This is a genomic window from Caballeronia sp. M23-90 (assembly GCF_053574605.1).
On sequence record NZ_JBSIPA010000137.1, the window covers coordinates 1 to 13,920 of the forward strand.

General features: G+C 60.6%; 14 protein-coding genes. 4 read left to right on the forward strand and 10 right to left on the reverse strand.

All coding sequences use genetic code 11. The features are described from left to right. The 4 genes from earP to ACRXB1_RS15575 form a co-directional block, all read left to right on the forward strand. On the forward strand, positions 1–911 hold a 911-nt coding region (earP, locus tag ACRXB1_RS15560; protein WP_449492476.1), incomplete at its 5' end, for an elongation factor P maturation arginine rhamnosyltransferase EarP. 238 nt (positions 912–1,149) lie between these two features. Next, positions 1,150–1,707 (forward strand): elongation factor P, encoded by a 558-nt coding sequence (efp, locus tag ACRXB1_RS15565; protein WP_061999934.1) that lies wholly within the window; start codon positions 1,150–1,152, stop codon positions 1,705–1,707. Positions 1,708–1,959: 252 nt separating this feature from the next. Continuing rightward, positions 1,960–2,295 (forward strand): BON domain-containing protein, encoded by a 336-nt coding sequence (locus ACRXB1_RS15570; RefSeq protein WP_061999935.1) that lies wholly within the window; start codon positions 1,960–1,962, stop codon positions 2,293–2,295. A gap of 261 nt (positions 2,296–2,556) precedes the next feature. After that, a complete protein-coding gene (locus tag ACRXB1_RS15575; RefSeq protein ID WP_061999936.1) occupies positions 2,557–3,939 on the forward strand; it encodes a sigma-54-dependent transcriptional regulator in 1,383 nt (460 codons plus the stop codon). A 62-nt stretch (positions 3,940–4,001) separates the two neighbouring features. Here the strand turns inward: ACRXB1_RS15575 and nagZ are convergent, their stop codons facing one another. The 10 genes from nagZ to ACRXB1_RS15625 form a co-directional block, all read right to left on the reverse strand. Further along, complete coding sequence (gene nagZ / locus ACRXB1_RS15580) at positions 4,002–5,006, reverse strand: beta-N-acetylhexosaminidase (RefSeq protein WP_449492479.1); 1,005 nt, start codon at positions 5,004–5,006, stop codon at positions 4,002–4,004. Between the two features lie 56 nt (positions 5,007–5,062). After that, positions 5,063–5,470, reverse strand: coding sequence for a holo-ACP synthase (gene acpS, locus ACRXB1_RS15585; RefSeq protein ID WP_061999938.1), 408 nt, complete (start codon positions 5,468–5,470; stop codon positions 5,063–5,065). Between the two features lie 3 nt (positions 5,471–5,473). Then, positions 5,474–6,247: a pyridoxine 5'-phosphate synthase gene (gene pdxJ / locus ACRXB1_RS15590; protein ID WP_174362776.1), complete on the reverse strand. Its 774-nt coding sequence runs from the start codon at positions 6,245–6,247 to the stop codon at positions 5,474–5,476. Next, entirely contained in the window at positions 6,244–7,152 is a 909-nt protein-coding gene (gene recO, locus ACRXB1_RS15595) for a DNA repair protein RecO (RefSeq protein WP_062167225.1), read from the reverse strand. Before recO ends, pdxJ begins: the two co-directional genes overlap by 4 nt. Continuing rightward, on the reverse strand, positions 7,139–8,038 hold the full coding sequence (era, locus tag ACRXB1_RS15600; protein WP_061999941.1) for a GTPase Era: 900 nt from the start codon (positions 8,036–8,038) through the stop codon (positions 7,139–7,141). Before era ends, recO begins: the two co-directional genes overlap by 14 nt. 136 nt (positions 8,039–8,174) lie before the next feature. Beyond that, positions 8,175–9,380: a ribonuclease III gene (gene rnc, locus ACRXB1_RS15605; protein ID WP_075357146.1), complete on the reverse strand. Its 1,206-nt coding sequence runs from the start codon at positions 9,378–9,380 to the stop codon at positions 8,175–8,177. 214 nt (positions 9,381–9,594) lie between these two features. Continuing rightward, positions 9,595–10,488 carry a signal peptidase I gene (gene lepB, locus ACRXB1_RS15610; protein WP_062167229.1) on the reverse strand — a complete coding sequence of 298 codons (894 nt, stop codon included), beginning with the start codon at positions 10,486–10,488 and terminating at the stop codon, positions 9,595–9,597. Positions 10,489–10,509: 21 nt separating this feature from the next. Beyond that, the gene (lepA, locus tag ACRXB1_RS15615; protein ID WP_061999944.1) at positions 10,510–12,300 is read right to left on the reverse strand and encodes a translation elongation factor 4; all 1,791 of its coding nucleotides are present in this window, start codon (positions 12,298–12,300) and stop codon (positions 10,510–10,512) included. Between the two features lie 139 nt (positions 12,301–12,439). Next, complete coding sequence (locus ACRXB1_RS15620) at positions 12,440–12,682, reverse strand: glutaredoxin family protein (protein WP_449492477.1); 243 nt, start codon at positions 12,680–12,682, stop codon at positions 12,440–12,442. A 6-nt stretch (positions 12,683–12,688) separates the two neighbouring features. After that, on the reverse strand, positions 12,689–13,920 hold a 1,232-nt coding region (locus ACRXB1_RS15625), incomplete at its 5' end, for a DegQ family serine endoprotease (protein WP_449492478.1).

Below are 13,920 nucleotides of genomic sequence, written 5' to 3' on the forward strand. Positions count from 1 at the left end.
TCGCCGGCGACACGCTGCAGATCGCCGATGTCGTGATCGAAGCGTTCGGCTGCGAGCTGCCCGCCATCTACGTCACCGCGATGGCGCGCCGCGATCGCAAACCCGTGTGGTTCAACCTGGAATATCTGAGCGCCGAGGACTGGGTCGCGGATTTCCACCTGCGGCCGTCGCCGCATCCGCGCCATGCGATCAACAAGACCTTCTTCTTTCCGGGCCTCGGTGCGGGCACGGGCGGCGTCCTGAAGGAACGGACGTTAGACGCGCAACGCGAAGCGTTCCAGCGCGACGCGTGGTGGCAGGAACGGGTCGGCATCACGGCGCCTTCGTCCGAGACAACGGTGATCTCCCTGTTCGCGTACGAGAATCCGGCCATCGATACATTGCTCGAACAATGGCGTGATTCACCCACGCCCATTGCATTGCTGGTGCCCGAAGGACGCATTTCAGGCGCTATTGCACGCTTTTTTGGGCTATCGGGGTTTGCGGCGGGATCGAAGGCTGAAAGCGGTTCGTTGAAGGCCTACGCGCTGGGTTTTGTGGAACAGCCGCTTTTCGACGCCTTGCTCTGGGCCGCCGATATCAATTTCGTGCGCGGCGAAGATTCGTTCGTTCGAGCGCAATGGGCGCAAAAACCGTTCGTGTGGCAAATCTATCCGCAAGCAGACGACGCCCATCTGCCCAAGCTCGACGCCGCCCTCGCCCACTACGCAAACAGCTTGCCGGAGCCCGCGCGGGCTGCGCTGGAGCGGTTCTGGCATGCCTGGAACGGCGTAGGCGCGCCGGATTGGTCCGGTTTCTGGCGGTATCGAAAGCATCTGGAGCAGCGCGCGGCCGATTGGGCCGTGGAACTTGCGAGTATTGGCGATCTGGCTGGAAATCTGGCGGATTTCGCAAAATCTCAGTTAAAATAAGCGGTTATCCAACGGCTTGCAGTCCGGAACAGACGCAACGAGACACAACGCGTACGTTTTCGGGCGGATTCCACGGTGGACGGGTGAAGCATTCAAGCAAGCACCCAGGCGAGCACCCAGGCGCGCGGCATGGCGTGGGACGGAACAGGCAGGGTAGCTGCAACACATCCAATTTCGAGTCAGCCGCCATCACCGCAGCGAACAGGCTCACATTTTCGTACAGGACAGTTTTTTAATTATGAAGACCGCACAAGAACTCCGCGTCGGCAACGTCGTGATGATCGGCAGCGATGCCATGGTCGTGTTGAAGGCCGAATACAACAAATCCGGCCGCAATTCCGCGGTCGTGAAGATGAAGTTCCGCAACCTGCTGGCAAGCGGCAACATGGAATCGGTGTACAAGGCGGACGACAAATTCGACGTCGTCCAGCTCGACCGCAAGGAAGTGACGTACTCGTACTTCGCCGACCCTATGTACGTGTTCATGGACGCTGACTACAACCAGTTCGAAGTCGAAGCCGACATGATGGGCGACGCCCTTAACTACCTTGCAGACGGCATGCCGTGCGAAGTGGTGTTCTACAACGAGAAAGCCATCTCGGTAGAACTGCCAACCTCGCTGGTCCGCGAGATCATCTACACGGAACCGGCCGTTAAGGGCGATACGTCGTCGGGCAAGGTCCTGAAAACGGCCAAGCTCGCAACGGGCTTCGAACTGCAAGTGCCGCTCTTCTGCAACATCGGCGACAAGATCGAAATCGATACCCGCACGAACGAATACCGCAGCCGCGCTTAAAGCCAGCGTCGCTTCGGAAGTCACGAAAAGCGCCCTTCGGGGCGCTTTTTCTTTTTGCTGAACATTATTGCCAATTCAGGCAAACTTTACCGGTTCGTACTTCGAAATTACGATTGAAACGTGTCATTCGGTGCAAGGCGCGCAGCTAACTACCTGATTCGTCTACTTCAAGCCGATGGCACGAAACCTGCTCCAGTAGTCGTGACTGCGCAATGAACGCGCGGAATCTTTCAACTTTCATCACAAGAAAAAATGACGACTACAAAAACCGCTTTCGCACGCCTCGTAATTGCCGCTGTTTGTGCCGTTCCCGCAATCGCCATCACTGCCGGTTGTTCGTCGACGCCCACACATGAGTCGGCTGGCGAATACACCACAGACTCTGCCATCACTACCAAAGTGAAGACGGCCTTGCTGGAGGACCCGGGCCTGAAGTCCTTGTCAGTGAGCGTCAAGACGTATCGGAGCGAAGTGCTGTTGTCGGGCTTCGTGGATTCTCCGAGCCAGATTCAAAAGGCGGTTTCGGTTGCTCGTGGCGTGGAAGGCGTGCAGTCCGTCAAGAACGACTTGCATGTGAAGCCGCAGTAAGCGCCTTCCGGTCCGGCTTGCTCCATGTTGTTCGACCGGAAGCAAGCCGTGCCCGCGCAGAAAACAGTATTGAGCAAGCGCAGGACGAAGACCCGGCGATGAACAGCGATAACTGGAACGCAATGATGAGCTGAGATGATGTCAGCCACAAGGCGGGCCGGCGTCTTCATTGCCCGGTACCGACGCGTTCGCCGCCGAGCGTCGCCAGATGGCGGCCGGCCCGGAACGCCATTCAGACCCACTTATTACGCCGTGTCCGCCATGCCACACGCTTTGATTGTCGAAGACGATCCGAACAGCCTTTCTGGCCTGTCCGCCATTCTCGCGGCCGACGGTTTTTCCGTCGATACCGCAACCACGCTCGCCGAGGCGCGTTCCGCCCTGACGCGCTTCATTCCGGACGTCGTGCTCGTCGACCTGAACTTGCCGGATGGCAGCGGTCTAGACCTGCTGCACAACCTTCCTGCACAGCCGCCAGGCGGCGCCCTGCCGGTTATCGTGATGACCGGGAACGCGACTGTGGAAAGCGCGATTGAAGGCCTGCGGCAGGGCATCTGGGATTACCTGCTGAAGCCGGTGAACATTCCGCGCCTGCGCAGTTTGCTCGCACGCATTCCACGCCCGTACGAACTGACTGAGGAAGTCGGCGCGTTGCGCAGCACGCTGCGCGAACTCGGCCATTTCGGCAGCATGCTGGGGCGCAGCGCCGCGATTCAGCATGTCTACGACCTGATCGAACATACCGCGCCGACTGAAGCCGCCGTACTGATCTGCGGGGAAGCCGGCACGGGCAAGAAGGTCGCCGCACGTACCCTGCATGAGATGAGCCGGCGCCGCAAAGGTCCATTTGTTTCGTTCGATTGCGCGGCAGCCACGGACAGCAACGCACGTTCGATGGAAAGCCTGATGTTCGGTCACGAGCGCGGCGCATTCGCCGGCGCGGAGAACCGCGAGCCGGGCTTGCTCGAACAGGCCGGTGGCGGCACGTTGTTCCTCGATCAGATCGATGCATTGCCGATCGCCCAGCAAGAAGCCCTGCTGCGCGCACTCGACTCGCAGACGTTCATGCGCGTGGGCGGCAGCAACAAGATCGTGACGGATTTCCGGCTGCTGGCATCGACCAGAGTGCCGCCCAAAGACGCCGTCGCCGAAGGCAAATTGCGCGAGGATCTGTTCCAGCGCCTGAATGCATCGTCGATTGCGTTGCCACCGCTGCGCGATCGCGGCGATGACATTGCGCTGCTCGCCGAGCATTTCGTCTATGAGCTGAATCGCGAAAATCATGTGAGCGGCATCACGAGCGGCGCGCCCAAACGTGTGAGCCCGGATTTCATCCGCGAGTGCCTTGCAGCCGAATGGCCGGGCAACGTGCGTGAGTTGCGCGACCGGGTTCGTCGTGCGTACCACGCGTCCGGCGACGTGATCGAAACCCTTCGCGCCGATGAACATACGAGCGCAGGCGGACGTGGGCTGAACGGCACCAGCGTCCAGGTGACGGTCGGCACGGCACTCGCCGACGTGGAAGACATGCTGATTCGCGCGACGCTCGAAGCGGTTGGCGGCACGCGGCATCGGGCGGCGACGCTGCTTGGCATCAGCCCGAAGACGCTCTACAACAAGCTGCAGCGCATGAAGCTGGAGTAAATGCGTTTGAGTTTGAAAAAAAGCCGGAGGTTTCTTTCGAAGAAACTTCCGGCTTTTTGCATTCAGCCCAGCGCGCTCTTGACCAGCGCCAGCGCCTGCTGATATTCCACCTGCGACATCAGCTTGTTCCAGCGCCACGCGTGCCCTCTGGGACGCATGCGCTTCAACCGCGTCAGCGACGCCTTCGTCTGCTGGAACGTCAGCCTCTCGAGGACCTTCTCAGCCTCTTCCGGCTGGTTGCAGATCAGCACCATGTCACAGCCAGCGGTCAGCGCCGCTGTTGCGGCTTCGGTCAGCGTGCCGCCGGCGCGGGCGGCTTCCATCGACAGATCGTCGCTGAAGATCGCGCCATTGAAACCCAGCTTGCCCCGCAAGATGTCCTGCAGCCAGACGCGCGAGAAGCCGGCAGGTTTTTCATCGACTTGCGGGTAGATCACGTGCGCCGGAATCACCGACGCCAGCGACATCCCCAGCCAGTCGTACGGCTTGATATCGGCGGCGAGGATGTCTTCGAGCGAGCGGTCGTCCACCGGCATGGCGACATGCGAATCCGCCGATGCAAACCCGTGCCCCGGAAAATGCTTGCCGCAATTGGCCATGCCCGCGAGCGCCAAGCCGTGGTTCAGGCTCTTCGCAAGCAGGGTCACCACGCGCGGGTCGCTGTGCAACGCGCGATCGCCGATCACCTTCGAATGCCCGTAGTCGAGATCGAGTACGGGCGTGAAACTCATGTCGATACCGCACGCCCGCAACTCCGCCGCGAGCACGTAGCCAAAGGCCGTCGCGGTCTTGGTAGCGAGCAATACGTCGCGATCCCACAACGCGCCGAGCTTGCCCGGCGCGGGCAGGACCGTGAAGCCATCGGTACGGAAACGCTGCACGCGGCCACCTTCGTGATCCACGGCGATCAGGATATCGTCACGCACCGCGCGAATCGCGTCGGTCAGTGCAACGAGCTGCGCCCGATCCTGGAAATGCCGCGTGAAGAGGATGATGCCGCCGGTCATCGGATGGTCGATACGGCGAATGTCGGCGTCGGAGAGCATGGTGCCGGCCACGTCGAGCATGACCGGACCGGGAGTGCGTTTTAACGAGTTCAAATTGGATGCGGAAAAGTCAGGGGTTAGTAGTCTTGCACATTCGTTTCTGCGATCACGAACGACACCGCGTAGTCGCGTTCATCGGTGATGGTGACTTGCGCCGTGATGCCACGGGCCTCGAGCCACTCGGCGAGTTCGCCCGATGCCACCACCTTCGGCTTGCCGCTCGGCTCGTTGAGCGTCTGGACCGCGCGCCAGGTCATGGGCCAGTGCATGCCGAGGCCGATCGCCTTCGAAAACGCTTCCTTCGCCGAGAAACGCGTTGCGAGGAACGCCAGGCCGCGTACTTCGGAGCGCGCCTTGCGTGCGTGATAAACGCGCAGTTCGTCCGCGCCGAGCACCTTCTCGGCGAAGCGCCCTTTCGTGCGCTCCATCACGCCGGCAATGCGGCTTACCTGAACCAGGTCCGTACCGATTCCGTAGATCGCCATGGTTTATCGCGACGATGTGGCGGCAAGACGCGACGCCACCATGATCGCCTTCATCTCGCGCACGGCGTTATCCCAGCCGGCAAAGATCGCGTGCGCGACGATCGCATGCCCGATGTTCAGCTCCACAATGCCTTCAAGCGCTGCGATCGGCTGCACGTTCGTGTAGTGCAGACCGTGTCCCGCGTTCACCTTCAGGCCGAGCGAATTGCCGAAATCGACGCTTCGCGCCACGCGCTCGAATTCCTTTTGCTGCGTGGCTTCGTCGTGTGCTTCGGCGTAGCAGCCCGTATGCAGTTCGATAACCGGCGCGCCCGCTTCATGCGCGGCGCGAATCTGGGTTTCATCGGCATCGATGAAAAGCGAAACCCGCGCGCCCGCCTGCTTCAACTGCTCGCACGCGGCTTTGACGGCGTTGAACTGGCCGGCGACGTCAAGGCCGCCTTCGGTCGTCAGTTCCTGGCGCTTTTCCGGCACCAGACACACGTCATGCGGACGCACGCCGCACGCGATGTCGAGCATTTCCTGCGTCACCGCGCATTCGAGGTTCATCCGCGTTTTGAGCAGAGGACGCAGCGCGTGCACATCGGCATCGAGAATGTGACGGCGATCTTCCCGCAAATGCAGCGTGATGGCGTCGGCGCCGGCTTCTTCAGCTTGCAGCGCGGCGCGGATCGGGTCGGGGTACTGCGTGCCACGCGCGTTGCGCAGCGTTGCGACGTGATCGATGTTGACGCCCAGATCGATCACATTCGCGGGCGACGAAAGAAAGAAGCTCATAGGTTTTGCAGGTCGATCAGGATTTGACGGGTGGCGAGCGGCGTGCCGCCAAGATACACGTTCAGCAGAAAGCGCATCAGCGTTTTGCTCTGCGCGGCCGTCTGCGGGCGGCTGTATTCGTCCTTCTCCATGTCGAGAAGGGTTTGCCCCGCGATCACGGGCCATTGCGACGGGACATCGTCCGATGCTTCACGCACGCCGCGTTCGGGATCGAACACGTACTTCTGCCCGGCGACAACCGGCTGGCGCGTGATGGTCTTGTTCAGCGCCATTGCGTAACCGGTCTCGCGCAGCAACACGCGCTCGAACGATCGCAACGCGTACAGCGCCGGCTCGCCGTGCGCGAGACGCGACAACGTCAGCACGTAATGATTGAACAGCGCGGGATGCGCGTCTTCGCGTGCGCAGAACTTGACGAGCAATTCGTTGACGTAGAAACCGCACAGCAACGCGTCGCCGGCGAGCGGCAACATGCCGCCGACCCATTCTGCCTGCGTCAGGGTGCGTACTTCGCCCTTCCCCGTCCACGACAAACCCAGTGGCTGGAATGTCTGCAGTACGCCGCGCAGCGCCGAATGCGGCCGTTTTGCGCCCTTGGCGACGAGCGCAACGCGGCCGTGATCGCGGGAAAATACATCGAGGATCAGGCTTGTTTCACGATACGGATAGCTGTGCAGTACGAACGACGGCTGCTCCGCGATACGGAAATCCGAACGCGGCGCAGCGCGAGGCGGCCTGGGTTCTTTCGGTGCAGCGGATTTGGCGGAAGCTTTGGTCGAAGCGGCGCGCGTCCCGCGCTTTTTCGGCGCGGGCGTCGGCGGCTCGTCGACACTGAAGTTATCGTCGGCGAGCGGATCGGAGTCGGCGTTGGAAGACTGGGTCATCCACGCGTCATTCGTACCCATAGGCGCGCAATCCCGCTTCGTTATCGGCCCAGCCGCTCTTCACCTTGATGAAGGTTTCAAGGTACACGGGGCCATCGAAAAGCTTTTCCATGTCGAGACGAGCTTCAGTGCTGATCTGCTTCAGCTTCGCCCCTTTCTGACCGATGATCATCGCCTTGTGGGTATCGCGTTCAACCAGGATGGTCGCGAAAATCCGGCGCAGGCGGCCTTCGGTCTCCCATTTGTCGATCATCACCGTGCTCGTGTACGGCAACTCGTCGCCAGTCCAGCGGAACACTTTCTCGCGCAGGATTTCAGCGGCGAGAAAACGCTCGCTGCGGTCCGTCAGGTCGTCTTCGCCGTAGATAGGCGTTCCTTCCGGCAGATACGGCTTCACCACCGCCATCAGACGCGTGATGTCGTCGGGATGCTTCGCGGTCATCGGCACGATTTCCTTGAAGTCGTGCAATGCGCTCATCTTCTGCATGAACGGGAACAGCGTCTCCTTGTCGTTCACGTGATCCAGCTTGTTTGCGATCAAAAGGCACGGCGTGTCGTTCGGGATCAGGTCGAGCACTTTTTGGTCGTCCGGCCCGAAACGGCCAGCTTCGATCACGAACAGGATGGCATCGACCGCTGTCAGCGTGGAAGTTACAGCACGGTTCAGCGAGCGGTTCAGTGCGCCGCTGTGCTTGGTCTGGAAGCCGGGGGTATCGACAAAGATGTACTGTGCGTCGTCCAGCGTACGAATGCCGGTGATCCGATGCCGCGTGGTCTGCGCCTTGCGCGATGTGATGCTGACTTTCTGCCCGACGAGCGCGTTCATCAAGGTCGACTTGCCGACGTTCGGCCGGCCGACGATCGCGACCATGCCGCAGCGGAAATCAGAGGGAGTGGGAGCGTTCATAGATGTTTGCAGCTACAGATTCGTTGGGACGCGTGGCGTCGGGCGTTGCGTTTGTTCAGTGTCGCGGCCGCTTCGGCGGCGGCGCTCAGCGCTCAGCGCTTGCTTGAGGAATAGCCTTGATGCACGTTAGCGCACTTTAATGACCAGCATCGGCCGAGCGTGCGACGGTTTCGTCGACGCTCGCGTCCGCGTGCGCCTCGACGCTTTCCTCGGCTTTCGCCGGCGCTTCGTCGCGCGACCGTGCAGGGGACGCGGATTTGTCGATGACCACAGATTCCGCGACCGGCTTGCTCGCCGCCTTGACGGTGGCCTTCTCAACCGGGTTATGCACAGCGTTATCCACCGGTTTATCAGCGCTCTCGCTGCGCGCCGTAGACGCCTCGGGTGCGCCCTTCTCCGCGCGTTCCGCCCGATGAATCGTCGAACGCTCGACCTTCTCCGCCGATGGTTCCACGTGCGATGCACGAATCACCGCCAGCGGCGCCGTCGCCGGACGTTCGGGATCGTTATGGGCATTGCCGTTGGCCGCGCTCGCCCGCGCGCGTTCACGCCGATCGGGAGCACGCAGATCCAGTGCAGCCTGAACGCCCGTTACGCCGGGGACGATTTCCTGTTCCGCGAGTTTGGCAGCACGGGAACCCTTGCGCTTGGGCTTGGCGGTCAGCGCGGGCGTGGCCGACGCCAGTTCGTCCAGCGCCTTTTTCGCCGCAGCCTGTTCGGCCGCACGGCGGCTCGCGCCGGAACCCGACACCTTCACGTCGAGCTTCGGCACCGTGCATTCCACCTCGAACTGCTGGTTGTGCGCGGCCCCGTGCGTTGCGACAACGGTATAAGTCGGCAACGCGATCTTGTGCCCCTGCAGATACTCTTGCAGCAGCGTCTTCGCGTCCTTGCCGATGGTGCGTGGATCGATGTGATCGAGAATTGGCGTGTAGAGGCGCTTGATGACTTCCAGCGCCGCGTCGAAACCGCCGTCAAGGAAGACAGCGCCGAAAATGGCTTCCAGTGTGTCAGCCAAGATGGACGGCCGACGAAACCCGCCACTGCGCAGCTCCCCTTCGCCCAGGCGCAAGGCTTCCGAGACGTTCAGCGCCTGCGCAATCTCATAAAGCGACTGCTGCTTGACCAGGTTGGCGCGGACGCGAGAAAGATCGCCTTCGTCGAGTTTTGCGAATCGTTGGAACAAAAGCGCAGCCACCACGCAATTTAGAACGGAATCTCCGAGAAATTCGAGTCGTTCATTGTGCGTGGCACTGTGACTGCGATGGGTCATCGCCTGGCGCAGCAATTCCGCATTGCGAAATTCGTACTGAAGCCGGCTTTCCAACGGGGTTGAGGGCATGGGCAGAGTATAACGCGGGCGCCGGGACCGGCGATTCCAGCTGGAAAACGGCAAACCGAAAATAAAATCCAATACGACACTTGCACGTTAGCCGCTTTTCTTCGTGCTGTTTCTAGGCGGCCCGTGCAACGTGTCCATGCGAGGTGCTTATTAACGACTACGCCGCGTTATCCCGCGGCGTAATGTCGAACCATTTATACAAGCATGGCGTGTTTCAATGGAATGAACCAATGCGCTTCAAACTGCTGAAGTTCATCCAGATAAAGAATGCTCGACCAACGATATTTGCATCAGGTACAAAACCCCAATAACGGCTGTCCGCGCTGTTGTCGCGATTGTCGCCCATCATGAAGTAACTGCCCGGGGGCACCTTGCAGATCACGCCTTGTGCGTTGTAATTGCAGTTGTCGCGATTCGGGAAATCATCGGCGCCAATCACAAACGGCGGTACTTGTGCATTGTTCAGAATGGCGTTCTTGCGGCCGTCGAGATCTTCTTCGAACTGCTTTGCATAACCAATGCGTTCGTCATCGAAGAAATCGGGCAACGACGTTTCAGGAACCGGTTTGCCATTGATGGTGAGCTTCTTGTCCTGATACGCAACCGTGTCGCCGGGAAGTCCGATTGCGCGCTTGATGTAATCGACGGATTCGTCTTTTGGATAACGGAACACGACCACGTCGCCGCGTTTAAGCGGCGTGCCGCTTGTCAGCTTCGTATTGCTGATAGGCAGGCGCAAACCGTATTCGAATTTATTGACCAGAATGAAGTCACCGACCAGCAGCGTCGGCACCATCGATCCGGACGGAATCTTGAAGGGCTCGACAACGAACGAACGCACGACAAAAACCACGAGGATGACCGGAAAGAAGCTTGCCGAATATTCCAGATACCAGGGCTGGCGGAGTTTTTCATCGCGCAGACGAGCACGTGTTTGCGGTGCGTGCTCGTCGGCGAAGCGCGGTTCCAGACGTGCCTGCTGCTGGTCGAACTCCGCTACCGCTGCATCTGCCGCGCGCCGCCGTTGCGGCTCGAATACCAGTTTATCGAACACCCACGCGATACCCGTCAGGACGACGAGCACCAAAAGAATCAACGCAAAATTCATCAATCGTTTCCGGTTGTTTTATTAATCTTCGACGCGAAGAATCGCGAGGAAAGCTTCTTGCGGAATCTCGACCGAACCGACCTGCTTCATGCGCTTCTTGCCGGCCTTCTGCTTTTCCAGGAGCTTTTTCTTTCGGGAGATATCGCCGCCGTAGCACTTTGCCAGAACGTTCTTACGCAATGCTTTAATGTTCTCGCGCGCAATGATGTTCGCGCCGATAGTCGCCTGGATCGCCACGTCGTACATCTGCCGCGGAATCAGTTCGCGCATCTTCGACGCCACTTCGCGCCCGCGATGCTGGCTCTGCGACCGGTGCGTGATGACTGACAGCGCATCGACTTTATCGCCGTTGATCAGCATGTCGACCTTCACCACGTCAGACGCACGATATTCCTTGAACTCGTAGTCCATGGACGCATAACCGCGCGACGTGGACTTCAGCCGATCGAAGAAATCGAGCACGATTTCCGCCATGGGGATTTCGTACGTGAGTTGGACCTGACGGCCGTGATACTGCATGTTGATCTGCTGGCCGCGCTTGCCCGTGCACAGCGTGATCACCGCGCCCACATACTCCTGCGGCATGTACAGGTTCACGGTCACGATCGGCTCGCGCACTTCTTCAATGTACGAAGGCTCCGGCATCTTGGCCGGATTCTCGACCTGGATCAGTTCGCCGTCGCGCTTCACGACTTCGTACACCACGGTCGGCGCCGTGGTGATGAGGTCCATGTCGAACTCGCGCTCAAGGCGTTCCTGCACGATCTCCATGTGCAGAAGACCGAGAAAGCCGCATCGGAAACCAAAACCGAGCGCCTGCGACACTTCCGGCTCGTATTGCAGCGACGCGTCGTTGAGCTTCAGCTTTTCCAGCGATTCACGCAATGCGTCGTACTGATTCGCTTCGACCGGATACAAACCGGCGAACACTTGCGGCTTCACTTCCTTGAAGCCGGGCAACGGCGTTTCGGCCGGACGGGCGACGGTGGTGACCGTATCGCCGACCTTCGCAGCCTGCAGCTCCTTGATGCCCGCGATAATGAAGCCCACCTGTCCCGCCGACAGCGACGCCAGGTTCGTGGCCTTCGGCGCGAACACGCCGAGGTGCTCGACCGGATACACCGCGCCGGACGCCATCATCTTGATCTTGTCTTTCGGGCGCAGCGTGCCGTTCTTGATGCGCACGAGCATGACCACGCCCACGTAGTTATCGAACCACGAGTCGATGATCAGCGCCTGCAGCGGCGCGTCCGGATCGCCCTTTGGCGGCGGCACCTTCGCGATCAGCGCTTCGAGTACGTCGGTGACGCCGAGGCCCGTCTTGGCGCTGCAATGCGTCGCATCGGTTGCATCGATACCGATCACGTCTTCGATTTCCGCGATCGCGTTCTCGGGGTCGGCGGCCGGCAAGTCGATCTTGTTCAGCACCGGCACGACTTCCACGCCGAGTTCGATCGCCATGTAGCAGTTGGCGACCGTCTGCGCTTCCACGCCCTGGCTCGCGTCCACGACCAGCAGCGCGCCTTCGCACGCCGACAGCGAACGGCTGACTTCATAAGAAAAGTCGACGTGTCCGGGGGTGTCGATGAGATTCAGGTTGTAGACCTGACCGTCGCGCGCCTTGTAGCTCAGGGCCGCGGTTTGCGCCTTGATCGTGATGCCGCGCTCACGCTCGAGATCCATGGAATCGAGCACCTGCGCGTCCATTTCGCGGTCGGACAAGCCGCCGCAAAGCTGGATGATGCGGTCGGCCAGCGTCGATTTGCCGTGGTCGATGTGCGCAATGATCGAGAAGTTACGAATATGATTCATTCAGTGCCGATCAAGCAAAAAGGCGCGCCCAGACAAACGCGGAGCACGCCTTGAAAATGGGGTAAAAAACCTTTCGATTTTAGCCGAAAAGGAGGGGGGACGGGAATTTACGTTCACACGCGGGCGTTTGCAGCCCCGCTCAGGCGATTGTGGCGAGCGCCTGTCTCACGCGGGATTCGTCCAGCCGGTAGTGGCACAACTGGACGCCATCGAACAGCAAAACGGGCACGAGTTCGTCATACAGCGCTTCGAGCGCCGGATCGGTATCGATATCGATCCATTCGACCGGCACGCCGAACTCCGCCGCGATCGGCTCGAGTCCGGCGCGCAAATCCTCGCAGAGATGGCACCAAGCGCGCCCGTAGAGCTTGAGCGCGGGCATTGCAGCCTACTTCTGCGACCGCGGACGCAGCGGCACGAATTGCGTGTTGTCGCCACGGCGCACGAGAACCGCGACCATCTTGCTCGGATCGACGTTCTGCGCGACGGCATCGAACTGCTTGGCGCTCGTGATATCCGTGTCGCCGATACGCAGGATGATGTCGCCCTTCTGGAACCCTGCACGCGATGCCGGCCCTTCGACCGCTTCCACCTGCACGCCATTGGGGATTTTCAGCGACTTCTTCTGGTCGGCCGGGATGTCGCTCACCGCGATACCCAGCGCGTTGCTCGGCGAACGCTCCTTCGGCGGGGCCGGCTTCTTGGGTTCGGCCTTGGTGACCTTGTCCGGCTGCATTTCCGCGATGGTGATCGGCAGGTCACGCGACTGACCCTTGCGCCAGACGGTGATGGTCGCCTTCGTGCCAGGCTTCGTGTCTCCAACCATACGCGGCAGATCGGTCGCCGTCGAGACGTCGTGGCCGTTGTATTTCAGGATGATGTCGCCCGGCTGGATGCCGGCTTTATCGGCGGGACCGCCCGGTTCCACGCTGCTCACCAGCGCCCCTTGCGCCTTCGGCAGTCCGAGCGAATCGGCCACTTCCTTGGTCACTTCGCCAATCGCCACCGCGATACGGCCACGCACCACCTTGCCGCCCGTCTTCAGTTGATCGGCGACGCGCATGGCTTCGTCGATAGGAATTGCGAACGAAATCCCCATGAAACCGCCGGTGCGGCTGTAGATCTGTGAATTGATGCCAATGACTTCACCAGCCATGTTGATCAGCGGTCCGCCCGAATTGCCCGGATTCACCGCGACGTCCGTCTGGATGAACGGCAGGTAGTCGCCAGTATCGCGCCCCTTGGCGCTGACGATACCCGCGGTCACCGTGTTGTCGAGACCGAAAGGCGAACCGATTGCGAGCACCCATTCGCCCACGCGCACCTTGTTCGAGTCGCCCATGGTGATGGCCGGCAAGCTCGTTGCCTGGATCTTGACCACTGCGACGTCCGTGCGTTCGTCGACGCCAACCAGCCTCGCCTTGAACTCGCGTTTGTCGGTGAGCGTGACGTAGATGGTGTCGGCGTCATCGACCACGTGAGCGTTGGTCATTACGTAACCATCGGCCGACATGATGAAGCCCGAGCCCACACCGCTGCTCTGCTCGGAATTGTCCTGGCTGTCGGGGCTGTCTTGCGGTGCGCTGCGGTTTCCGCGGCCACTGCCGCCGCCGCTGTCAA